Annotated in this window: 20 protein-coding genes; 16 read left to right on the plus strand and 4 right to left on the minus strand. The window is 40.3% G+C overall.

The window, feature by feature from the left end:
* Window positions 1–8 precede the first annotated feature (8 nt).
* The 6 genes from MFF31_RS12870 to MFF31_RS12895 all read left to right on the plus strand — a co-directional run bounded on the left by MFF31_RS12870 (window position 9) and on the right by MFF31_RS12895 (window position 9,655).
* Window positions 9–6,611 carry an S-layer homology domain-containing protein gene (locus MFF31_RS12870; protein WP_248565477.1) on the plus strand — a complete coding sequence of 2,201 codons (6,603 nt, stop codon included), beginning with the start codon at window positions 9–11 and terminating at the stop codon, window positions 6,609–6,611.
* 26 nt (window positions 6,612–6,637) lie between these two features.
* Entirely contained in the window at window positions 6,638–7,114 is a 477-nt protein-coding gene (locus MFF31_RS12875; RefSeq protein WP_238188363.1) for an SMI1/KNR4 family protein, read from the plus strand.
* 450 nt (window positions 7,115–7,564) lie between these two features.
* Complete coding sequence (locus MFF31_RS12880) at window positions 7,565–8,044, plus strand: immunity protein YezG family protein (RefSeq protein WP_238188364.1); 480 nt, start codon at window positions 7,565–7,567, stop codon at window positions 8,042–8,044.
* Between the two features lie 290 nt (window positions 8,045–8,334).
* On the plus strand, window positions 8,335–8,727 hold the full coding sequence (locus MFF31_RS12885; protein ID WP_282570456.1) for an immunity protein YezG family protein: 393 nt from the start codon (window positions 8,335–8,337) through the stop codon (window positions 8,725–8,727).
* A gap of 339 nt (window positions 8,728–9,066) precedes the next feature.
* A complete protein-coding gene (locus MFF31_RS12890) occupies window positions 9,067–9,273 on the plus strand; it encodes a bacteriocin immunity protein (protein WP_238188366.1) in 207 nt (68 codons plus the stop codon).
* Window positions 9,274–9,301: 28 nt separating this feature from the next.
* Window positions 9,302–9,655, plus strand: coding sequence for a hypothetical protein (locus tag MFF31_RS12895; protein ID WP_238188367.1), 354 nt, complete (start codon window positions 9,302–9,304; stop codon window positions 9,653–9,655).
* A gap of 191 nt (window positions 9,656–9,846) precedes the next feature.
* On the opposite strand, the gene MFF31_RS12900 is transcribed toward MFF31_RS12895, so the two are convergent.
* Complete coding sequence (locus MFF31_RS12900; protein ID WP_238188368.1) at window positions 9,847–10,323, minus strand: GyrI-like domain-containing protein; 477 nt, start codon at window positions 10,321–10,323, stop codon at window positions 9,847–9,849.
* Between the two features lie 201 nt (window positions 10,324–10,524).
* Between MFF31_RS12900 and MFF31_RS12905 the strand changes: the two genes are divergently transcribed.
* The 7 genes from MFF31_RS12905 to MFF31_RS12935 all read left to right on the plus strand — a co-directional run bounded on the left by MFF31_RS12905 (window position 10,525) and on the right by MFF31_RS12935 (window position 18,871).
* Entirely contained in the window at window positions 10,525–12,174 is a 1,650-nt protein-coding gene (locus tag MFF31_RS12905; protein WP_238188369.1) for an AraC family transcriptional regulator, read from the plus strand.
* Window positions 12,175–12,277: 103 nt separating this feature from the next.
* Complete coding sequence (locus MFF31_RS12910; protein ID WP_238188592.1) at window positions 12,278–13,300, plus strand: ABC transporter substrate-binding protein; 1,023 nt, start codon at window positions 12,278–12,280, stop codon at window positions 13,298–13,300.
* A 34-nt stretch (window positions 13,301–13,334) separates the two neighbouring features.
* A complete protein-coding gene (locus MFF31_RS12915) occupies window positions 13,335–14,342 on the plus strand; it encodes a FecCD family ABC transporter permease (RefSeq protein ID WP_238188370.1) in 1,008 nt (335 codons plus the stop codon).
* Window positions 14,335–15,357, plus strand: a complete 1,023-nt coding sequence (locus MFF31_RS12920; protein WP_238188371.1) for a FecCD family ABC transporter permease — start codon at window positions 14,335–14,337, stop codon at window positions 15,355–15,357. Before MFF31_RS12915 ends, MFF31_RS12920 begins: the two co-directional genes overlap by 8 nt.
* A 26-nt stretch (window positions 15,358–15,383) precedes the next feature.
* Window positions 15,384–16,958 carry an alpha/beta hydrolase gene (locus tag MFF31_RS12925; protein WP_238188372.1) on the plus strand — a complete coding sequence of 525 codons (1,575 nt, stop codon included), beginning with the start codon at window positions 15,384–15,386 and terminating at the stop codon, window positions 16,956–16,958.
* 147 nt (window positions 16,959–17,105) lie between these two features.
* Window positions 17,106–17,666, plus strand: coding sequence for a GNAT family N-acetyltransferase (locus MFF31_RS12930; RefSeq protein ID WP_238188373.1), 561 nt, complete (start codon window positions 17,106–17,108; stop codon window positions 17,664–17,666).
* Window positions 17,667–17,890: 224 nt separating this feature from the next.
* Window positions 17,891–18,871: a helix-turn-helix transcriptional regulator gene (locus MFF31_RS12935; RefSeq protein ID WP_238188374.1), complete on the plus strand. Its 981-nt coding sequence runs from the start codon at window positions 17,891–17,893 to the stop codon at window positions 18,869–18,871.
* Window positions 18,872–18,975: 104 nt separating this feature from the next.
* On the opposite strand, the gene MFF31_RS12940 is transcribed toward MFF31_RS12935, so the two are convergent.
* Complete coding sequence (locus tag MFF31_RS12940) at window positions 18,976–20,586, minus strand: copper amine oxidase N-terminal domain-containing protein (protein WP_238188375.1); 1,611 nt, start codon at window positions 20,584–20,586, stop codon at window positions 18,976–18,978.
* 276 nt (window positions 20,587–20,862) lie between these two features.
* Between MFF31_RS12940 and MFF31_RS12945 the strand changes: the two genes are divergently transcribed.
* Window positions 20,863–21,090, plus strand: a complete 228-nt coding sequence (locus tag MFF31_RS12945) for a hypothetical protein (RefSeq protein WP_238188376.1) — start codon at window positions 20,863–20,865, stop codon at window positions 21,088–21,090.
* A 116-nt stretch (window positions 21,091–21,206) separates the two neighbouring features.
* Here MFF31_RS12945 and MFF31_RS12950 read toward each other — a convergent pair whose 3' ends face one another.
* Window positions 21,207–21,983, minus strand: coding sequence for a MerR family transcriptional regulator (locus MFF31_RS12950; protein ID WP_238188377.1), 777 nt, complete (start codon window positions 21,981–21,983; stop codon window positions 21,207–21,209).
* Window positions 21,984–22,214: 231 nt separating this feature from the next.
* On the opposite strand from MFF31_RS12950, the gene MFF31_RS12955 reads away from it, so the two are divergent.
* Both MFF31_RS12955 and MFF31_RS12960 read left to right on the plus strand, forming a co-directional pair.
* A complete protein-coding gene (locus MFF31_RS12955; RefSeq protein ID WP_238188378.1) occupies window positions 22,215–22,976 on the plus strand; it encodes an SDR family NAD(P)-dependent oxidoreductase in 762 nt (253 codons plus the stop codon).
* 37 nt (window positions 22,977–23,013) lie between these two features.
* Window positions 23,014–23,373: a Lin0512 family protein gene (locus MFF31_RS12960; RefSeq protein WP_238188379.1), complete on the plus strand. Its 360-nt coding sequence runs from the start codon at window positions 23,014–23,016 to the stop codon at window positions 23,371–23,373.
* A 292-nt stretch (window positions 23,374–23,665) separates the two neighbouring features.
* Here MFF31_RS12960 and MFF31_RS12965 read toward each other — a convergent pair whose 3' ends face one another.
* Window positions 23,666–24,838, minus strand: coding sequence for an acyltransferase (locus tag MFF31_RS12965; protein WP_238188380.1), 1,173 nt, complete (start codon window positions 24,836–24,838; stop codon window positions 23,666–23,668).
* Between the last annotated feature and the right edge of the window lie 8 nt (window positions 24,839–24,846).

The raw sequence follows: 24,846 nt of genomic DNA on the forward strand, positions 1-24,846 counted from the left end.
GAAGAGGAGTGACAATACTGATGCGGATGAAACGAACGATTATATATGTTGTTATATTTTGTTTACTGGCAACGATGACACCACCGCCACCACCTGCGAAAGCACAGGCGGCAAGTGCTGCTGCATTTACGGATATTAAAGGGCATTGGGCTCAGAAGACGATTCGGAAATGGCAAGAGAATGGCGATATCGAAGGTTATGAGGATGGTAGCTTTAAACCGAATCAATCGATTTCACGCGCGGAGTTTACAGCTCTAGTTAATCGGAAAATGAATCTGAATGTGCCTGTGTTTACAGCTGGATTCCGTGATGTGGAGAGTCAAGATTGGTTCTATCGGGATGTAGCTAACGCAAAGGCGGCGGGCTATATTCAGGGTTATAATGAAATGTTTTTCCCGAAAAAGACGATGTCCCGTCAAGAAGCGGCTGTCGTTGTACATAATTGGATGGAGAAGTGGAAACCAAAAAGGGGCGAATCTGAAGTAAACGTCGCCTTCCAAGATGTAACTCTATTTGCAGAATGGTCTAGTACTGCGATTACGCGTGCATCCCAATATAAGCTAATTGACGGATACACGGACGGTCTGTTCAAGCCGAAGAAGCCGATTACTAGAGCGGAAACGTTAGTTATCATAGATCGTTTGTCTTCTTTATATGACAAGGATGAAGCATTCAATACGACTGCTGACAACGTTCAATATGAAGAGGTGGATTTTGCGGCTACGGATCATCCTCTTGTTCATATCACGTCACCAACCTATGCGAATGTATATGCACTTCGTGAGAATGTGGTGACGCTGTCGGGAAGCACTAATGCAACAACGTCCGACCGTTTGAGCTATGCAACGGATGATGGCAGGAATGGTGAACTAACGACAAAAGATGGGCAGTGGGAGCTGGCGAGTTTACAGCTTTTACAAGATGAAACAACCGTTACGATCACGCTTAAGGACGATGAAGGTCGTTCGATTAGTGACAAAATTACGATAAGGAAGGATACATTGGCTCCGTCACTGCTGCTAACCAATGCACCTCCTGCGGGAACGGTTTATCGGAAGCAAGACGTGATTGATCTGGCAGGTACCGCCTCCGATAATGTTCAGCTTGATCGCATTATATACATCAACCACTCCGAAGAAGAAGTGGTTGAGCGGACGGCGGAGGGACTGGAGAAGTGGTATATTGCAGGGCTTACACTTGTTCCAGGTGTTAATAACATAACGATCAAAGCAATCGACTACGCAGGAAATGAAACATCACAAAGTCTGCAAGTAGCATACAACGAATCGGCAGTGTTAGCTGGTGAGCTGGAAGTGTCTAATCAAGTCGTATTCGTAGGTGAATCAGGTAAGTTGTTGTTCCATATTCCTGTTGAACAGTACTTAGACTCACAGTCTGAGGTAGCTCTAATGGAAGTTGCAGCTAATGGAAACGTCTCGCCCTTAGCTAAGTTGAACGACAATGGCAACCTGTATAGCGGAGATGACATCGATGGTGACGGCATATACAGTACGCTACTAACCATTGATACGACTGAAGTTGGGGAGCTGAGATATAGAGCAGAACTAACTCATTCAGGTGAGAAGTCTACCAGCAAAGATATTGTTGTGCGTGTGGTGAAGCGCAGCTCAGATAAGGAACGCACTGCTTATATCGAGCTCATTAATGAACTACAGCAGCAAGAAGAAGGTAAGATGTCTGGAGATGAGATCGCAAGCTGGCTAAAGAATCAGCCGGATATAGCATCTACAGGTCTATCAAGTTCGGGCGGGAGCATCTGGTACAAGACGAAGCAAGGGTTAAGCGGAGCCGTATTGATCGGTGAGAGTGGGACAAAGGGAAGTCCAGTATCTGGTGGTTCTAAAGCTAATTTTGAGGACAAGCAGGTTGCTTCAATCGCTTCGTCGCAGTCTACAACCCAATCAACTCAGTATTCAGCGGAGGATGGACAACCGCAATCTAGCAACGAGGATTATATCGCAAGCGCTAATATTTTGATCGTATCACCTTTCGCAGCTAAAGGTCTGTCTTCAAAGGCATATGACGAGCTCGCAGAATCATTCAAAGATACGCGTCAGTTCAATGTGAATCATTTGAAAAATGAAGCAGCAACAGTGGAATCTTTCAAAGAGTTGTCCCGATATGGTGTCATCGTGTTCGATACACACGGCGAAAGAGTCGGCTCTGGTGACGAAGTGGTACAAGCGATTCTAACGGGTGAAAAGGTGACAGCTGCCAATCTAATGAAATATGAAGCAGATATGCAGACTGGGCTGCTCGTGGAAGTGAATGGTTTTTATGCGATTACTCCGAAGTTTCTAGAGACATATAACGATCTTCTACCCGGAAGTCTCGTATTTAACGCGAGTTGTCTAAGCTTGTCTGATGCAGGAGTTACGCAGTCTTTTCTAGCATTAGGTGCAAAGTCATATTTCGGATATTCGGATTATATTAAAGTAGTGGATGATCAAGCCATCGTATCTGCATTTTTCCAAGCAATCATTGTAGATCAAGCAACGGTAGGTGCTGCTTACGAACAAATTAAACAATCCAATCTAGCTGGTCAAGAAATGTTTCAGATGATTGGATCAGGCGACTTAACGCTGAAAACCCAGTTTTTGAGTACCTCTTTTGAAGAAGGAAAGGTTGCTCGCTTCGATACAAAGGGCGATGTTCGTGTCGTATCTAAAGTTGGTTCCATCTTACCTGCACACGGTGATTATATGGCGCTTATGAGTACAGGTATTGGCTCTGTTGAGAATAAAGACAGTAGCATGGAGCAGTTTGTAGAAATTCCAGCAGGCGTTAAGTCCATCACATTTGATTACAATATTATTTCGGAAGAACCAATGGAGTGGGTAGACAGCGATTACGACGATAAATTTAAAGTAACGATCGTTGATGGTAGTTCAGAAGATGTGACGCTTGCTGAGCAGTCGGTAAACCACAGTCAGTGGCGTGCTGTTCCAGATCTGAACCTTGATGGTGGCGATAATACCGCCTATATGACAGGGTGGAAGCGAGTGAGTGCCGATGTTTCTGATTTCGCGGGAGAAGGTTCTGTTCGAATTCAATTTCAAGTATTGGACGAAGGGGATGTGGAATACGATACCGTTGTGCTACTAGATGATGTGAAGATCTCTTATCTAGAAGCGATGGACGAGACGGATGAGGACTACGACGGGCTATCTGACGAGTTAGAGAGTCAAGGAATTAGAATAGGATATAACGGTAAGTATGTTGCGACCATTAAGCTTGATCCTGAAAATTGGGATACGGATAGAGATGGTTTGTCTGATGGTGCGGAACTACTAAATCTCAACTATTATTACCAAGAAGATGGTGGTTTCTATGAATCCATCGATCATCCAACCTCAAAAGTAACTAGTGCATATTCGAGAGATATTCATGCAGAATTGAAGGATATCATTGACGTACAAGCCAATTCGATAGAGGAATACAAAGCCAATATCATTAAAGCTGAGCAGTACAAAGTGGATTTGGTCGTCTACTCGAATAAAATTGCAGCTTTTTTGAGTGATATCAGGCCGATAGATCGCGAAGCTTTTCTTACATACTTAGCTCAAATTCGCACACTTAAAGATGCACTTAACCAAAGCATTGCCGATTATGCTGGGCAGATTCTAGTGACTACAGATGAAGAAGCAAAGGCATGGCTCATTGAGAGCAACATTGGTTTGATGAATAGCGAATTTGGAGAAGGAGAAGTAGCTAATCCACTTAATGCGAACCAGAAACTTGGAATAGAAAATTATCGTGATCTTAAAAAGTATACAGATGCAGGCACAGTCAGCGGTGGGCTAGATTACGAGAAGCTTCTGAATATGTCTAGCAAAGAATTACAGCAAATGTATTCGAAACTATTGCAGGAAAGGCCTATCACTCCGTATGAAAGTTACGAGTATGTGATGAATAGTTCTGCATTTGAAAGTTTACTTGGCTTTATGGAAGCATGGTGGATGTATAACGGAGATAAACAAGAGGAAAATAAAAAATTTCAGATTGTTACTGCGATAGAAGCACTCGAAATTCGAAATAATCCATGTAGTTATTTACCTGATGGTTGCGGCTTAGGAACAGCGAAATTTAAGCAGTTTTTTGATCGGTACTTTTTCATAGAGTATCAATCACCAGAGGGTAAAACCGAATTGTATTCCGTCGAAGCAGATCTAGGCGTTCGACGAGTTGAATCAATTGAGCATACGGTTTATGCACTAGTAGAACCAACTACGAAAGAAGTTCGTTATATAGGTAGAACAGCCAGTCCAAAGGAGAAACAGGAAGCATTAGCACGAAATTTGAAATTCGTGGGATTAGAGTGGAAAGAGATATATCTAGGGAATGATTATTCCAAAGCTAGAGAAGCTGAGAGGGAAATATGGAAGGATAACCATTCTAGTACAAACTCACCTAAGGTATTGATAGGTGTTCGTCTCATGACAGACAAGGCTGCAAATATATCTGTTCAGCTACAATCAGTTCGCGGAGATATTGGTATGATGCAGCAATACGACTCCGAAATAACAAAGGGCTTATGGGATTCTCTGAAAAATGCGGTTAATAAAATTGCAGAAGGTGTTACTGATGGACTGGCAAAAACATGGGATGAAGTACAAGCGGATATCAAATCAAAAGTTAGAGGAGTTGTCATCACTGCATATATACTTAAAGGGATTGGGATGTATGCGGTAGAGACACTAATAGACTTTTTTAGTATTGATATTCAAATGTTTTTAGATTTAATACAAGCAATTACTAGTAGGGAAATTACAATTAGTGAATTATTAGAAGCAGTTGTAGATGGAATAAGAGCACCATTCGAATATGTTTTCGATGAGAAAAACTACAAACTCATTTTAAATGCCAAAGCAACCAATGAACAAGCTGAGACTTATGGAAAAAACCTAGGCGCAGTTTTGGAAATGATTGTAGGCGTATTTTTTGGTGGAGCAGCTACGATTGGGAAATTAATCAAAGTATTGTCAAAAGTATCAGAAAGTCTTAGCAAGACACTGACGAAGAGGTTCCAACGACAGTTGGATGAAATCGACGGTCCTCCTAAAAAAGATGTACCCTTGTTTGGGAATGATGGAAAATTCTTATCAAGCCTACGTGAGAAAGACTATCAGAGTTTTGTAGCTAAGATGAAGGCGAGAGGAAAGAAAGTAGTAGACCGAGCGGCTTGGTTTACGATTTTAAATCACTGGTTATTTGATAATTGGACAAATTGGGGAACCCTGTTTAATAACAAGGCCAAAGAGAACGATTGGTACCCATTTAACGATATCAGACTTTCTAACGGTAATACTGTAAGCTCCTATAATGATTTTTCTCGCGAGATCGTTATAAGAAGAGCAGTAGATATGGAAGCAATCAGCACAAATGATTTTACGAGTCTCATTTATAAACAGAAGCTTGTTCATATGTATGGTCCAAAGTCAGTAGTAACTAGCTCAAGTAAAGACGTGATTGGAAAGTGGAAGTATGATTCAACTCAACCGCCTTCCATAACGAATCGTATTCTCGATGGTAGATTGGTTATTGAAATACCTAGCTCCAATAGTAACTTTGCAAATCGAAAAGATTACGAAGAAATTGCAACAAAAAATAACATTACCATTAAGTATAAGAATGATAAGGAATCCTCTGGATGCAATTGCTTTACTGCGGGGACGAAGGTTCTCACAGATGATGGGGAGAAACCTATTGAAGATATTAAAGTCGGAGATATGGTTCTTTCTAAGAATGAAGAGACTGGGGAGCAGGCTTATAAGGAAGTTCTAAATCTCTTCCGAAACAAACGGGATGTAATTTACAAGCTTTCGGTAGACGATCAACTCATCGAAACGACGTTTAATCATCCATTCTGGGTAGAAGGTAAAGGTTGGGTGCTTGCAGAAGATTTAGCGGAAGGAGATATACTTCAGAAGAGTAACCGGGAACATCTGACAATTGATAATATTGAACTCGTTCAGTTACAAGAAAAGGTTACTGTTTATAACTTTGAAGTAGAAGGCTTTCATACCTACTATGTCACCGATTTGGGTATTTGGGTGCATAATACAAATACGAAGGATTGTGATATTGAGGGGACGGATAAAGCAAATCTTAAAAATATAGATGATTTTATAAAAGGAAAAAAGAAATTTGATGAGGTCGTTGAAGACTATGCAAAAATATATAAAGAACGTATTGATTCAAATAAACCTTGGTCTTGGGATGATACTATTCCTGGTGGGGATAGCTTGTCATCTACCCATAGAAGAAAAATAAAAGAGATGGCGATAGCAAAAGGACATATTCCAGACATAAAGGTTACAAAAGTTGATGGAATGAAGTATGGATTTGCTGCTTTTGCAGTTGCAGGTGTTGTAGAAGAAACTATTCAGCTACCAAAAAAGCTTTGGAAGTCTTCGGATAAAGAACAGTTTAAATGGTTAGATGAACAAATAGGTGGTACGAGAAGTGGAATGACGTGGCATCATACCGAAATCCCTGGTAAGATGGAACTGGTTCCATTTGGTATTCACAACATTACACCTCATAATGGTGGTAGGACAGCAGGTATGTGGGCTGACGCACCAAGATAATATATTTTCTAGGAGGAGGTATGTACATGGAAATTAAGGTTGAGACGGTAATTTATCCATTACCGGATGATTTTCTATTATTTGAAAAAGAAAAAAAGTGGAGAGTTAAATTACCAGAAGTATATAAAGAATTTATAAAAAAAAATAATGGTGCTTCCCCTGTAAAAGATAGTTTTCTGTGTGGTAAACGCAGTTACGCAATTGATAGGTTTTTATGTATATTAAAAGTAACTGGGGAAAGGAATGATGAATTCTACGATATAGGAGTAGTTAGAACTCAGTTAGAGGAAAGAATTGTTTCGGATGAAAATTTAGTAGGTACTGAGTTGTTGCCAATAGCTGTTCTATTTGCTGGTAATTTTGTGTGTTTAGATTTTAGAAATACTGATGGAAAAGAGCCATCTGTTTGCGTCTGGGATCATGAAGAGTCCTCAGATTTAGATCCAGTAACATATTTTACAAGTAATAACTTTGAAACATTTCTAAATATGTTAACTGAATAAGTTTTTCGAAAAATCTGTAAACAAATTGCCACAATGCGAGCTAGCTGCCCGTAATTGTGGCTTTTTTTATTCATGCGCTGGCGTAGAGGAGACCTAATAGTCCTTAACCATTACCGAATAAACTCATTTTACAATCAATATTGCAAGTACCTAAATTTGGATTTCTTCAATACACATTTACACATATTAATAATTGAAAGGTATGTTCTAAATAATGAAGCAGATTACGCTCTCGGCGGAGATAGCTTCATAAAGTTATCGTAGTTCCATTTTGTCAGAGTTAAGTTTATAACTAACAAAATGAAGGGGCCCACCTAAAATGGTGATTGTGTCGATAAAGCCTATATATTCAGGGAGATCAATGTGGTCTGGTGAGTGTGAGGGCGAGATTTAAATCAGAATTTCATCTCCAGTAGAAATGAAAAATGAAAAATAAAAGAGGTGGATAATGTGGAAACAAGCAGAATGGGTCAACTGTATCAAGAGATTGCTGAAAAACTCAATGAAATCATTCCAGTAAACTGGAAAGAAATTCATCTCTATGCTGAAGTTATTTACGAGGATTCTACAATGGTTTATTTCTATTTCAATACGCATGAGATGGACAAATACACTTATTATTACTATATTCCTAAAAATTTCAATGTTGATAAATCAATTTTCAATAAAATGATGGATGAGTTATACAAGAAAATTGAAGAATTGCATCTGGAGTTTAAAGATAATAATCCAGAAATGTGGACAAATCTCACATTAAAACTTGAATCTTCAGGAAAGTTCAATATTAGTTATGATTACGAAGATGTACTTTCATCAGAACTAACTAATATAGAAAGAAGAATGATTTTTGTGTATAAGAATCTTGGCACGCTACCAGAAGACGAAAACGATCGTAAGTTTTTAGAGGATTATCTTAAGAATCACAGTTGAAAAGTAGTGTGAAATGGTGGTGGCCTTTTGGTCACCACCTATTTTGAATATTGATTTTTGTTGAAGTGAATCTAAAGCAGAGAAAGAAGAATGTTATAAAATCATCTTCATATCTTGTGAGCTGAGAACTTTCCTGAATAGTTTTAACGAAGAAATGAATGGGAATTATTTCGATCTGAGTAGCTATAAGGGAGGCTAACAAGATGGAAACTCAGAAAATGAGTGAGATTTATCAACAAATTGCTGAAACGCTGAATGATATCATTCCCCGCCCGTAGTATAAGCTTTACTTGTATGCAGAAGTAATTTACATGGACTCTACACTTGTTTATTTTGATTTTAATACACATGATGAAGGTAAGTATAACTATTATTTGGATATACCAAGTATCTATAACGTTGATCAATCAGTTTTCGATGAAAAGATGCGAGGGATAAATAAATTATTAGAGAATCTAAATGATGAATTTAGGAATCACAATACTCATGTTTGGACAAATCTGACATTAATGTTAACTTCCGAAGGCGAATTTAATATTAGTTACGATTATGAAGATGTTCTGGCTTCAGACATTACAAATACAGAGAGACGGTGGCTTTTCAAGTACAAGCATTTAGGTATTTTACCTCAAAGTGAGAAATCAAAGAAATTTATAGAGGATTATCTCAAGAAGCATAGTTGAATAGTAGTTTAGAATGATGGTCATCATCTGGTCATCACCATATTTGGCAAGAAATTGTTCGTGAAAATAAATCTAAGGTAGTTAATGATGGGATGCAAAAAATTAGCATTTGAAGTCAGAGAGAAGATTTTTTCTAATCAATGAAGAAACAGGTGAACAAGTCTACAAGGAAGTCATGTATCTTTATCATTTTGAGTTGATGGAATAGGTTGAATGCTTGCGTCCACCCGACAGGTAGGTGATGTAGTTACACCGAGAGTCCATAAAGAGATCCTAGAAGGCAAATATCACTATGGATATTAATAGTAATATAGCTGTATACAATAAGGAGTTGATAATATGGCGTTAAACAGAGAAGATCTAGTCGAATTAGTAAGTAAGATTATGAATGTCGAGGGCTCTGAAGAAGAAATTGCCGAAATGATTGACATTCTTAAGAGAAATGTACCACATCCTGAACTAAGTGATCTGATTTTCTGGAATTCTAAAGATTTGACACCAAAAGAAGTTGTAGATGAAGCTTTATCTTATAAACTAATTTGTTAATAAATCATCATTAAAAGGAGTAGATACAATGGGAGTTTCACTATATTACAAAGCCGAACGACCAACCCCACTAACCAAGGAAGAAGAGCAAGCAATCCAGCAGGTGATAAACAACTATCAGCGATCATTTGGGTTTAAAGAAGAAGGCGAAGATTTTTGTGTTTACGAACCAGACAACTCGGAACCTATGACAATCTTTGTCGGAGCGACTGGTCTGCCTATGGGAGACCTTGAAGACATGCATGATGCTTGTTTACACTGGGCCGCTTGCTTGACGGAAGTCCGTCATATTCTAAATGATTGCGAATGGAGCGTCCATTTGGATGACCATGACTTACTATGGTGTGAGGAAACAGGCTGGTATTTATCGGATGAATTTTAACAGAAAGCAGTTGTAGAGGTTCATATCTATGATTCATGAGTGGAAGACTTTAAAGATGCAATATAACAATTTAAAGAAATAATTAGTGAAGATGGGATACAAAAGTTATTTGATTCAAAAAGGAAATGAACCAACAGCAACAATGACTTTAAGTTATAGTCACTTTTGGTATTGGTTCTTTTATCATCCTTTTAATCTATCATTGGCAAAAATATATCTATAGTACTATCTTCTTGGTCATGCGAATTAATGTTAGTCCAATATTCAAAATCAAAAGGTCGAGAGACATCGATACCATTGTTTCGAATCCAATCATAGGTTTCGCCTATCTCCGATTCAGGTCCCTTATGAATAACTTTTGCATATTTCCCCGATGGTATCGTATGTTGAACAAGCCCCTCAGGAATGTCAGCAAATTGGCTAACTTCTACAGCAACAATACTTTCGAATGGAACGTCTGGACTCCACTCTTCGTCTGAATATACTTGAACCAAATAGATTCCAGTGTCCTCTATTGCATTTACAATTTCATGACGTTTGCCGATTAACTTCTCGCGTAATCCTACAATAATGTTATTTTCTAAATCTTGATGTAATGATGTCGTTGCTGAGTAACCAACCAGCTTTGTTTCAGTTCGCTCCAATGTTAGTACCTCTGTCGTAGTCATGTCAGATACAGCTCCTTATTGTGATTGATAAATAGGTGCACCTTTATAATCAAACTAGCTGACATCAATTATACCTTTCAAATTACTAGATATTCAAATTGTTTCCTGACGATAATCAGGGGGGATATGTTCTTATGTTCATTGTGATTTGGTATACTATATTCAATATTGAGAATCATTATCGATTAAGAGGTGGGCTAATTGGAACTATTGAATAGAGAAATAAGTGACATTGATTATAGTAATTTGGACATAAAGCTCATTTCGGCTGAGCTATATACAGGTGCGTCTGGCGACATATTGGAGCAGCATGTGACGAGATCGGGAACATTAATTATTCCGCTTGCAGGTAGCGGCAAACTTAAAAGAGCGGATGGAGGCACGTTACTTGAGCGAGAGCATATTTACACATGCCCACCAGAGAGTACATTTGGCTTAACATCGGACACTGACGGGAATTTAACTGTTGTTGTAATTCGTTTAAATGTAGCATTTTGGAATGATAGGGTCTTAGATTCCCAGTCGAATGAATCTACACATTTTCTATTTACCAATATGGAAGGTCTATCACTCGCACCAGCTGGAAATTTGGCTTCGTTAGGTCGAACGATTTATGACGGCTTTGTAAGTGGTGATCAGTTGAAGAAGTGGCGAGCACAGCTAGATTGCTCAGAACTACTTTACCTGCTGATTACTTCGGGGAAGAAGGTTTCCAAGGAAGGGTCAAAGGAAGCTCTAGAGCGTACTAAAGCATTTATGAAGGAAAATAGTCATACTGAGATGACGATAGAGCGGTTAGCTAACATGGCAGAGCTAAGTCCCAAATATTTTGTTGATTTGTTCAAAAAAACGTACGGAGTAAGCGCCCTCGATTATTTGACGAAAATTCGAATCGATCGAGCGAAGTCGCTAATGTTGCGAACAGACCGCCTTCTGAAGGAGATCGCACACGAGGTTGGATATGCGGATGAATTTTATTTCAGTCGTAAGTTTAAGCAGATTGTTGGCATGTCCCCAACTGCGTATTTGAAGAAACGAGGAAAAAAGATTGCGGTATATGGTTCTACAGCTCTAATCGGTTATTTGCTTCCGCTGGACATTATTCCTTATGCGGCGCCGCTTCATTCGAAATGGAGCAAATATTATTGTGATCGTTATGGCCATGAAATTCCAGTCCATCTGGATGCATATCGCCAGAATATGAATAGAGAGGCGAATATCGTCAAGCTAGAAGCAGCGAACCCGGATTTTATCATTTGTGAGCATGATTTGGAGCCTTGGGAAAAAGAGAGGTTATCCCAAATTGCACCGATTCTGGAGCTGCCAGACGAACGAACAGGTTGGAGAAATAGGCTTCATGTGTTGGAAGAAGCACTGGACGAGCAGTCAGAAGGCAAGCAATGGATTGAGGCATTTGACCAAAAAACTTCGGAAGTTGCACATGAGATTCAGTCAAACCATCAATCACGGCCACTAAAAGTAGCTACTATTAAGCTGCTGAGAGATACCGTGAGCATGTTCTCTGATCTTGTTATTCAAGACGTATTATATGACGGGCTGGGGGTGGTCCCTTTTCATATAGAGGATGAGCCAGTATGGAACATTCCAATGACTCTGGACGATTTAAAAAAGGTGAAGGCTGATTATGTGCTTCTTCTTGTCTGTCAGGAGTCGGAGACACTTGACTATTGGGCGAAGCTGAGTCAGTCGATAGAGTGGCTGTCGCTTCCTTTTGTATGGGAGAATCGTCTCAAAATGATTCCTTCTGAGCCTTGGAGAGAATATTCTCCTATTGCACTTAGTCGGATTATCGATGGGACGTCTGCGTTATTAACAGGAAATCGTCCATAATGGTTCAGGATACTGTCCATGGTCGATGCCTGACTCATAGCCTATAATTGCTAATGATATTCATTATCAATTATAGTTGGAGTGAGAGGAGCTAGACAGTGTGATGAAAAAGGGCATTGGAAGTCTAATTTTAGTAGTTGCAATAGCAGTTATGGTTACGGCATGTGGAGGCAACAACAAGGGTGAGCAAGTACCAGCAAATAATAAAGGTGCTGCTACAAATACAAAGAAACAAGCTGTAGAAGGAACAAACAAAGAGGAGCCTGCCAAAGAAGGTTCAACAGAAACTCGTACAATTAAATATTTAGATAAAGAATATGTACTGCCGGCTAAAGTTGAGCGTATCGTCATTACGGGAGCTGTAGAGGCTATGGAAGACTCCATTGTTCTTGATGTTCAGCCAGTAGGAGCAATTAGTTTCAGGGGAGAATTTGCTCCAATGTTCCAATCCATTACGAAAAATGCAGTTTCGACTGGTGAGAAGATGGAACCGAATTTCGAGTCCATCTTGTCATTGAAGCCAGACGTAATATTAGCTTCGACAAAAGCTCCTCCAGAAATGGAAGAGAAATTAGCTGCGATTGCACCGACTATTCTTTATTCTCACGTATCTACAAACTGGGAAGCTAACTTGAAGCTGCTCGGCGAACTAAGTGGAAAAGAAGCACAGGCTGAAGAAGTGATTACGAAATATAAAACGGATTTGGAAGCGGCAAAAGTAACGTTAAGCGACAAGCTTAAAGACAAAAAAGTGCTCGCTGTTCGTATCCGTACGGGCAAGATGTATGTATATCCAGAGAAAGTTTTCTTTAATCCGGTTCTCTATTCAGAGCTGGGCCTAACAGTCCCAGACGTTATTAAAGCTGCTAAAGCGCAGGAAGAAATATCTGTAGAAAAGTTCACGGAAATAGATCCCGATTATTTATTTGTTCAATTCTCACCAGATGAGAACAAGGATACGCCGAATGCGTTTGAAGAGCTTCAAGCGAATCCAATTATGAAAACAACTAAGGCAATTAAAGAAGGACGTACATTTGTAAACGTGGTTGATCCGCTTGCTCAAGGTGGAACAGCTTATAGCAAGATTGAATTTTTGAAAGCAATTATGGAGCCACTTAACAAATAGATTGACCAAATAGAAGCGAATAAGGCGTGTTCTTATGCGATTAAAACAAACGCTGCCGGTAGCTATCCTTGTGATGGCACCGGCAGCTGCTATCTTATTGATTCTCATATCTATATCCTTCGGAACAAAAAATATTTCGTTAGGAGAGGTATGGCAGGCAATTGTTCACTTTGATCCCAATAATGTAGATCATCAAATTATTCGAGTTTCGCGTATGCCTAGAGCTATTGGTGCTTTGCTGATAGGCGCATTTTTGGCTGTTTCGGGTGCGCTCATGCAAGGAATGACAAGAAACTATCTAGCATCTCCATCCATGATGGGGGTATCAGACGGTTCTGTTTTTCTAGTGACGCTCGCCATGATATTTTTGCCAACGGGAGGCTCTGTCAGCCTTATCGCAATGTCGATGATTGGTTCGGCATTAGGTGCGGCTATCGTATTTGGCATTGCATGGCTCATTCCGAACGGGATGTCGCCCGTTAAGCTTGCCATTTTGGGTACGATTATCGGAACATTTCTAAGTGGAGTTTCTGCAGCTGTATCCAGTTATTTTCAAATCTCACAAGGTCTCAGCTTCTGGTACAATGCTAGGCTTAATCAAATGGACCCTGAGCTAATAAAAATGTCGATCCCTTTTGCAATTGTTGGACTCGCTCTTGCGATTGGGTTGTCCAAGTCGATTACGGTGCTATCACTAGGTGACGAGGTTTCGACGAACCTTGGGCAACGGACGATGCTCGTTCGTATTCTCTCTATCTTGTCCGTCGTAATCCTCACTGGCGTCTCTGTGGCACTAGCAGGGAAAATTGCATTCATAGGGCTAATTATACCGCATATCGCAAGATTTCTGTCGGGCATGGATTATCGCTGGATTATTCCTGTATCAGGCGTGTTAGGCGGATTATTCCTAGCTTTCTGCGATATATTATCGAGATTTGTGAATCAGCCGTTCGAGACACCAATCGGAGTGTTGACGGCGTTATTCGGTGTACCGTTTTTCCTCTATTTAATTAAGACGAGAGGAGGCGGCAAACATGTTTGAACATTCGAATACCCGATTATGGTCCGTTATAGCAGGCTCTTTGCTAGTGACATTCATTGGTGCTTATCTTAGCTTAACAAATGGGATGTTTGATATTTCCGTTCCAGAAATCGTAAGAACGTTGCTGCGAATTGATAGTAATAAAGAACATGTGCTAGTTGTCTACCAATTCAGGCTACCGCGAATCGTATTGGCTGCGTTAGTAGGCAGTGCACTTGGAATGGCAGGTGCAGTAATTCAAGGAGTAACACGCAACGGTCTCGCTGATCCCGGAATTCTTGGCATTAATGCGGGAGCGGGGATGGTAGTTGTTTTGTTCATGTTTTTATTCCAAGGGCAATTGAAACTAAGCGGCTGGGCAGCTGTTATGATGATGCCAATGTTCGGTCTTGCAGGCGGGCTCCTTGCGACTGTACTGATCTATTTGTTTGCGAAGGACCAAGGCAAGCTTGATCCACAGCGTTTACTTCTAGTCGGCATAGCGGTTGCATCGGGCTTTGGAGCGGTTACATTGTATGTGTCTTTGAAAATGAATCCGAATGACTTTGAGATGGCTACAGTTTGGCTTGCAGGGAGCATATATAATGCCAATTGGAAATTCGTTGCAACGATGCTGCCTTGGCTGCTCATTCTGCCGCCTATCTTATGGTGGAAGGCTAAATCGTTAGATTTGTTCCAGCTTGGGGAGCACAGTGCGACCGGCCTTGGAGTATCTGTAGAGCGAGTGAAGAAGCAAATGCTTCTTTGCAGTATAGGTCTTGTGAGCGCAAGTGTTGCTGTCTCTGGCAGCATCGGCTTCGTCGGTTTAATCGCTCCCCATATTGCGAGAAGATTAGTAGGATTGCGCCATCGCTCTATTTTGCCAGTGAGCGGATTAATAGGAGCGGCAATGGTCGTATTCGGAGATTTTATCGGGAAAACGATATTTGCCCCTGCGGAACTAGCTGTTGGCATCGTCATCTCTATCATTGGCGTTCCGTATTTTGTATGGTTGCTCATTCGATCGAAAAAATAGAATAGGCAGGAGAAAGGTGTTATCGTATGAACCATTTTGAGAAAAAGACGGTAGAAAACCGAGAACTTGTTATATACTTACCCCCTTCTTACCATTATGATTCTACTCGCACCTATCCAGTAGCTTATGTTCAGGACGGTGGAGGGCTGTTTCAAAATGTAACGAATCAGTTGGATCACCTTATGATTACGGAGAAGCTTCAGCAAGTCATTATGATTGGGGTAAAGTCGCATGATCGGAATGTTGAGTATACACCGTGGACGGCTTCTGCGCTGCTGAATAGTTATCCAGCCTTCGGAGGTAAGGGCCGAGAATATATTGATGAATTAGCGGACGTTGTAAAGCCGTTCATCGATGAGCATTATCGGACAAAACCAAATGCTGAGCATACGGCAATTATTGGGGGATCATTTGGAGGTTTAATTTCGTTATTTGCAGGATATTGGCGTCCAGACACGTTCGGTTTATTAGGTTTGCTTTCTGCTTCCTTTTGGTTTCAAGACGTTCTGCCATTTATGAAAAAGCAGGCCGGACTTTCCCATGAGCTTCGTATCTACATGTCGGTTGGTGATTGTGAAGGTATCTATAAACAAAATATTCAACGCAATATGGTTAATCAAACGATTGAAGCATCGGCATTGATAACGGAGCAAGGATTTCCAGCAAATAAGTTTCACTTTGAGCTTCAAGCGGGTGGAACCCATGACTGGTTATATATGGCCGAAAACTATTTGAAAGCTTTGAAGTGGCTATTTCTTAACGAGGATGTAGCGAATAAGTCTTTAGCTATTGATACTGCCCCACATACCAGATGGACGGATGAGTTCTCGATTCCGCATACGCGCCATCTGATCATGCGAGCAAAGCAAACGGGAAGAGAATACCGCATCTTCCTATGGCTGCCACAGACGGAAGCTCCAGAAGAGGGGTTCCCTGTAATATATGCCTTGGATGGCAATGCATCATTCGGGTCGCTGGCAGAGGCGATGCGTCTTCAAGGCCGAAAGCCACATGGTATTGAACCGCAGGTTATTGTAGCAATTGGATATGACTCGGATGATCCAATCGTTTCACAACAGCGATTTTTTGATTACACGCTAGCAGCTTTACCAGAAGAGCTGCCACAAAGGCCGGATGGTTCAGAATGGCCGGAAACGGGCGGGGCTGATGCCTTTTCTACATTTATCGAAGAACAGTTGAAACCAGAAATAGAACAAATCATTCCGATTAATAAGAAGAGACAGTCCCTGTTTGGACATTCCTTAGGTGGATTCTTTACACTTTATACGTTGTTCACAAAACCAGAGGCATTCAGTTCATATATTGCTGGCAGCCCGTCTATTTGGTGGAAGAAACATGAGCTGATCAAGAAGTGGTCCAGTGTTGCAGGAAAGTGGCATGGGAGTCAGTATGGGGCAGAACTGCTAGTTGTCGTTGGTTCTGAAGAGAAGCGGGGAATGGTTGAGGACGCGAAGCAATTATATGAACTGCTACTGCCTTATTCGGGAGATAAATTTGTCGTTACGTACCGAGAAGTTGAAGGTGAGGGACATATTACCGTGCTTCCTCCGCTCATTAACCAGTTGTTGAGATTTATTTGACGAGAGCGTACATATTGCAGAACATATGACTAGCGAAGAAACAGCGCTGTTCAATTATAACCATTTGTTACCATAAATAATGGGCTATGGGATGATAAAATAAGAGGAGTGGTTGCTACGATAAACGATAACTAGGAGTGTGAAGCTATGATTTTGTTGGGAGATCGATTATTACTTACCCAAATAACGACGGATGATCTAGATTTTATTTGTAGAGTAGAATGTGATCAAAATTTATGGTACTACGAAGACTTTGTACATTCCGATGTAAATGAGGTTCGTGAGGAGTACATGGAGAAAATAGAAGAGGAGGGCGAGAGGAGCAGCTATGATTTTATCATTTCATTAAGAGACGATAAACATAATACTCCGATAGGCTTAGCTCAAATTTGGCATTATGTTGATCATCGGAGGAGTTGGGAACTAGGATTTTCGATCCTACCTGACTACGAGAGGCAAGGATACGGAAGCGAATCCGTCAAGCTGCTGCTAGACTTTGCTTTTAATCAACTAGATGCACATAAAGTTATAGGAATGTGTAATTCACTTAATACACGATCATCAGCAATTATGGAGCGACTAGGCATGACTAAGGAAGCCGTATTTAAAGAAGAGCTGTATTGGCAGGAGCAGTGGATTGATCAACATTTTTTCTCCATTTTGGAAAAAGAGTATTTTGCTATTGTCCACGCAGACAGCGAGCAGTAAAGGTTGTTCGTATCGTTATGACATAGCCTCCATAGGCTAACATGGATAGATATTAACCGATATCCCAAAAGAAGATCACATTTCCTAGTAACCACGACTAGGAAGATGTGATCTTTTTTCTAATAGTTTAACTATTGCCTGAACGACAGAGATAATTGTTTTCTTTTTCCAACTTAATTGTTACAATTTTAATTGATAACGATTATCACTACGGAGGTGCTTGGATGAATCATACGTTTGATTCTTACCATATAGAGTCACTGCACGATGAATGGATGAAGTCAACGATCAATCATTCGAATCCAGGACCAGGGGGGAGAATGAAACTGCCGGAACAGTGGGGGGAAGGTTATGTCCGCCGTATTCAACTTAGACCGGGGATGGAGCTTCATTCAGTTGATGTGTCTTTAAGAGAAAATCATGTTTTTTTCGTAGGTGTACATTACCCGCATTTAGAAATATCGTTTACGTTATATGGAAATGGAAATTGGTCGATTGCCGGCAGCCAGAAGGAGTGTGCCATTAAATCTGGAACAGGAAACGTCATTTACATAAATAATGCTCAAATTCGGTTTGAACATCGGCAAACGGATCGTTTGATTCATTTGGAGCTTCGCATAGATATGAGGTTATGGAGGCAACTATTTACGGAGTTCCCTTGGCATCCTCATGATTCCTTCTATTACAAACAACATTCCCTCTCTCCGGAAATACAGACTATATTGGATCAACTGCAAAATTGTCCATACAGTGGGCCGATGGGCCAATATTATTTGGAGGGCAAAGCAATCGAGCTTATTGCAATTTGTTGGTATGGTATGGATCAGACCCAAGATATGGAGTTGCGAGCAACGCAACTGAAAAAGGCGGATATTGATAAGTTGTATCAAGCGAAAGAAATTTTGCGCCATACACAGAGCTGTCCTCCAGGGCTTCTTGAGCTTGCAAGGCAAGTTGGATTAAACGATTTTAAGCTGAAGGCAGGTTTTAAAGAGCTGTTCGGTACAACGGTGTTCGGTTATATTCGTGAGGAAAGAATGAACACTGCCCGAATGCTGCTTGAGCAGGGACAAACAAACGTAAGTGAAACCGCATTAATGGTAGGATATTCGAATATGAGCCACTTTTCTGCGCTATTTCGCAAAACATTCGGTTTTAATCCGAGTGAGGTTTCCAAAAAAAGAAAGATCTCGGATTGTATGTGAGATTGGCACCTATTGGGCTAGGTAGCAAAGTAAAGTAAACTAAAGAAGCCTTCACTCCCGTATTAAATGGAGTATGGCTTCTTTGTATGTCTACTGAAATTTTTTTACTTCCAATGTTTCTCTTCCCACCGAATTTGTGACTGTAGCCTGAACTGGTCCAATTGTAATTGGGTTAGCTTCGGTAATTCGGGGTTAGTCTGAACGAGCACAAGCCGGGATTCCGAGTTCCAGCCAACCTTTGCTCCGAACGCTTCTAATACTGTTCGTGCTGGTATATAGGTGACTCCTTTTGTTGTAAGTGGAGGAGCAATGAGTGTATGAGCTTTGCCGTTAATATAAGCTGTTTTTGAATTGATGGTGAGCACTACAGTGACACCATCAAGGCTAGCAGTAACTTTACGTTTAGCATGATCATAGCCGATCTTGGCACCTAACTTTTTCAAAAGTTCTCTGAAAGGAACAAGGGTAGTTCCTTTATTAATAATTGGCGTATTAACAAGCTCAACAAGTTCATTGTCCCACACAACAGCTGCTTTATAGTCTATATCTTTAGGTGCGGCTACTAAGTCGATTAGCCAATCGCCCGCAGGTGGAAGTTTAACGGTAAGTGGCTCATGAAGAAAGTTGATCCATTCCCCAGTCTGCGCATCAATATAGGGGTGCGGCTCTTGATGTAACAATGGTACTCCTTGCTTAAGTCGTAAATAATAGAAGGGTTCTGCCTTACCAAGTTCCGTGTCCGTATATTGTAGCTCTAGTTCGTATAAGGAAAGAAGACGATGTTTTGCGTATTCTTTAGAATATTTAGCTTTTACGTTTTTTGGAGGTGATGACGTTTGTGGAGCCTTCCCTTCAGAGAAGTTTCCCTTCGCATCTAACTTGTAAACTACAGGACCGTTATTTAAGGAATTAGGACTAACTGTATAGATGGGTTTAAATTTCTCTGGTTGCCGAAGATCCATTGAGCTCACGAGACTAGGTTCAATTGCATTGAACAAAATACGACCTGCTTTTTCTGGACTGATGATGTCCTTAGGTAGATGAAAGGTAGTTTTTGACCAGCTAAAGCTGTATTCGCTTATTGTATTATCTGATGGGTTAACTCTAAACGTTATCCCGTTGTTCAGATAGGGTACACCATTATGTGTTCGATTAAATCGGACTGAAGGAAACAGAGATCCACGTTCATTAGCTACGTAATCAGAGATTGCGTAATTATCGTGTTTATAGTCCGCATCTATCTTCCAGTTGTTACTGTATAAGAAGTCAGTTGCTGCTTTAATTATGTTAGCTTGAATTGTTTGTGGATCAGGGAGTTCGCATGGATAAGCACAGCCCTTGTTATTTAATCTAACATTTTCATGGAAATCCAAGAGCTCACCTGAAGCTGCGCTCAGTGTAATGCCGCCGCTTTCCTTAATGAACTCCTTTTCAGTATTTTTACCGACAGAGTAACTTATTTTCCATGCTTCAACTGGCTTTGTTTCCTTTATTGCTTTGATCTCGGCTTTCTCTTCCGGCAACAACTTCAATTGTTTTGCTCGTTCAATCGCTTGTTTGCTGTCAGTAAGCTTAACTGCAGCAAGTGCTTCAAGTGCATTGACCTCAGATGTAGTTGTTATTGATAAGCCGCCAAAAGCAATAACAGCAACCAGAAACAACTTCAACCACACATATGTTGTACTCATACGTTTTTCACTTTGTGAATGGTACATGACACACCACCTTTATCCATTTTATAAAAAAGTAGACGAATATCGTTTGAAAAGGTTGCGAAGAAATAATGGTTCTTAGAATTTTCTAACATTGTCAAAAATGTGTAACGTATTGTGAAATAATGAGATTAAGATAAGGATAAGGGAACTAGGAGCTAATAGGGCAATGAATATTTTTTTTGAAATTTACTTACCATCATTCAAGCTGAAGATGAATCGGAGAGTCATGATAGTTATTACTGGGTTCAAAGTGGGCTGGGAGATACTTTATTTTCAATGGGCCATTATAAGGAATGTATTCAGGCGTCCCTTATCGCACGAGAATGGACACTTACAAATCAGGTGCCGTTACCCTCCATATGTTTAGGCAGGGCCTACTTAGCTTTGGGTAATCATTATCAAGCAAAAGTGTATTTTATCGAGGCGCATCGCTTTGCGGGAGATTCGTTATATGAAGGTCTGCATGAGGATGAAAAAGAATTTCTGAGCCAAGTGATCGCATAGAACAAATGTCAAAGATCGCACTAATCAGTTAGAATTAACGCTAAAGATCGAACTAAGCGGTCATTATAATCTGTGAGTGCGATCTCATTGTTTGACTACGATATAAATGCAACAGATTATTTGGGAATCATCCCCTTCTGTTTCAAATAATGATCCATCGCTAGTTGAAGCCAATCATTCTCCTCAGGTGTGAAGGGAGTTGGCGCGAGTGCTTCAAGTTCTTTCAATTTTTCTTCCTCAATTTCAGCGAGACCGGCGATCTCTTCTAATAATTCTGCCCCAACATATCCGAGATTGAGCTGAATGGACTCTTCGATCATTTGTTGAACTTCAGGGTTGTCAATTGGACTGCCAACTAGTCGCCGAGTTTCCTGAACGAGTTTAATATACTGCTTGTCGAGTTCCTCTAACTCTTCATCTGATCGATCAAAAAGCCCGCTAATCGTTTTGGACTCTACATATTGTCCGAGCCATTCACGTTGAGCCTTTTCGGACTGAATGTTTTGGATGATACTAATTAACACTCCACTATCAATGACCTTTGTTTCCTCTAGCAGCGAAATCGCTCGTTGAATCGCTTTTAACGTCGTATCCAAATGGGCTTTTTTCACTTCCAGCTCTTTTTTCTGAGCGAGCAACGTCTCTTGCAAACTGGCATCGAATTGCTGCTGCTCTACAAATTGAATAATTTGTTCCAAACTATAGCCAAGAAACTTGAAAGTAACAATTTTCTGTAAGGTCACAATATCACTTTGTGAATATTGACGATGTCCTGATTTCGTGTTTTTAACTGCTTTTAACAAACCAATTTCATCATAATAGTGAAGGGTGCGAATCGATATACCGGTAAGTTTAGAAATTTGTCCAATCGAATAGATAATAGGTTGATTCATCTTTTAGCCACCTTTTACCTTAAAAAATATGTACATAAGTATAAGCATACAACCTAACGTAACGGGAGGTGCAACTTTTTTGTATAAATATTTCTCTTATTGCCCGCTACGGGGCTGTTGTTTTGCCTCACTTTCCACTAAATAATTAGCAATAATATGGTAAAGTTAGTAGTGACCTAATTGATTATTTTAGATATGTTTGCGCAAATAAAAAGGAGGTACAGAGCTGCCATGAAGCCGAACTTTAGTATTGAAGGGAAAGTTGCTATTGTAACGGGAGCAAGCAAAGGAATAGGATACGGATTGGCTAAAGCTATCGCAGCATCGGGAGCCAAGGTGGCAGTTACTGCGAGGAATAGAGATGACCTAACGGCACTGGTAGATGAAATAAGCGCCGAAGGTGGGATTGCGTCAGCGTATTCTTTGGATGTCCGTGATGTGATTGCAATTCGATCAGTCTTTCAACAGGTCGTCAACGATTTTGGCAGTTTAGATATTCTCGTTAATAATGCGGGGTTTGGCGAGGGGATGTTAGCAGAGGACGTTACAGAGCAATACTGGGATGACATGTTGGATACTAATTTGAAGGGCGTGTTTTTCTGTTGCCAAGCTGCTGGTCGGTATATGTTGGAGCAAGGATATGGGAAAATTGTTAATATAAGCTCTCAAGTAAGTATCGTAGGTATTCCAGAAGGAGTTGCGTATTGTGCTTCTAAAGGTGGTGTTAATCAGTTGACCAAGGTGCTCGCTTTAGAGTGGTCAAGTAGAGGCGTTAACATTAACGCTGTTGGACCAACCTTTATACATACGCCTGGCACTGCCGAGCGGCTAGAAACACCAGAGTTCAAAGCAAATGTGCTTTCGCGAATACCGATGGGTAGAATAGGTACAATTGATGATGTAGCTGGAGCTGTCATTTATTTAGCTTCTCCAGCTTCTGATCTCGTTACAGGGACGTTGCTAGTAGTAGATGGCGGATGGACAGCACAGTAGGAGACTATTTTTTGAAGATAGGGGTAGAAATTATATAATGGACAAATTAATGTTTGTAGAAATTGGGATGGGGATCGATCTCCATGGGCAAAATGTGACCAAAGCGGCGGTTAGAGCTGTTCAAAATGCGATTCATCATAATTCGATGCCTGGCATTCGCTCAGTTTTGCCAGATGGTGACTTGAACAACATGAAAGTGAATGTCAGACTGGCGATTCCCGCTGATATGGAGTCTCTTGATGTAGAGACGGTCAGGAGGGAGCTTCCATATGGACAAGTAACGGTTGAAGTTGTTCCAGGCGGCATGGTTACAACAAGTGGGATTGTACTGCCTGACAAGGAAGATCGTAACGATCTAGCTTATGTCGTCATTGCATCGGTTGAAGTTGGCTATTAATGAATCGGACGTGACAATATTGTAATATTCCCTGCAAGGTTGTTCGATGGCTGCATATTATGTTCTACATTATGATAAGAACAGGCCAAAGACAAAGGGGAGATAACAAATGAAAAACCGTACATTTAAATCAACTTATATTATTATTAGCTGCCTGTTTAGTATTGTCTTTACAGGTCGGAAAAATGCAATGTTCATGGAAGAACAACATACAAAATCGTAAAGCTGAGTGGTGGAAACGACCAATAGAACACATTAATCACTTAATGATAAATAGACGTATTGGGACAATCTACGCAGAGATATGCGGGTTGTCCTTTTTCTTATGCTCATTTTTCCCAAATAACAACCAAGCAAACGGGAAATAACGATTGGTGAAAGCAACGATTACCCAAGAGCCGATTAGGGCGAGCACAAATCCACCGGCATACCATCCGTGAAGAATTGCGGTATGTTCAGTTGTTGGACGAAGTTCCCGATAAGCCGCAAGTAATAGTGGATGCAGTAAATAGATACCGAATGCGAATTGACCGAGTTCACGAAGCTTTCGGAGAAGGAAATGGGCGCTCACTTTCCGTTGAAGATAAAAGGCTGCTTGCATAAATACGAATGAGGACATAAAGATATACACATTCCAAATCATACTGTATACATATTTCGGATAGACGATATGATGAACTCTAAGTTTATATTGGATGATGACGTGACTAAGACCAGTCAAAATCCAGAGGCTCCAAATGGCTGCGGATGTGATTTTTGTTCGCTTTTTTTTAACATGCTCAGTTGTTGAAAATAAAAAGTGCTGTATTTTTTTGAAATGAATGCCTACATAAACACCCAGCATATAAAAGCTGAAATATGAGAACGCCCAGCTCCCAATGTTAGGAATATAGATGAAATGATCAAGTGCATAAAAGCCCCATTGTAAAGAAAAGCCGAATGGTATACACCATGGAATGAAACGAGGGAACTTTTGGAGCGCTAGAAGTATGATTGGGAATAACAAATAAAATTGAATACTTATAAAAACAAAATAAAGATGAGAATACGATGTGCCCGTTAAAAGTTTAATGGCATAATCAATGAACAAATTGGGGGGCAACTGACCGTCTTCTCTAGTAAGTGCAACTGCTCCGTAATAGATTGTCGAAAAAACAAGAAATGGTATAATAATGTAAACCAATCTTCTTCTATAAAAGGAAATAAGAGTACTCTTATTTATCGGTTTATGGAAATAACTAAGGAATAGCACAAAGCTGCTAAGGAAAATAAAGATTGGTGTGCCGAATTTCATAAATATATTAATAAAGTTATAGATGGGATAACTATTTTGATGAGGCAACATTTCAATCGTAGCAAATGAAGTGGCATGTACTGCGAGTACACCTATTATGGCAAAAGCACGTACGAAATCGATTTCGGTTATTCGGCTTTCTTTTGCAATAATCGTACTTAGTTTGCTCATGTGACCTC

This window comes from Paenibacillus sp. L3-i20 (assembly GCF_022180385.2).
Classification (GTDB): domain Bacteria; phylum Bacillota; class Bacilli; order Paenibacillales; family Paenibacillaceae; genus Pristimantibacillus.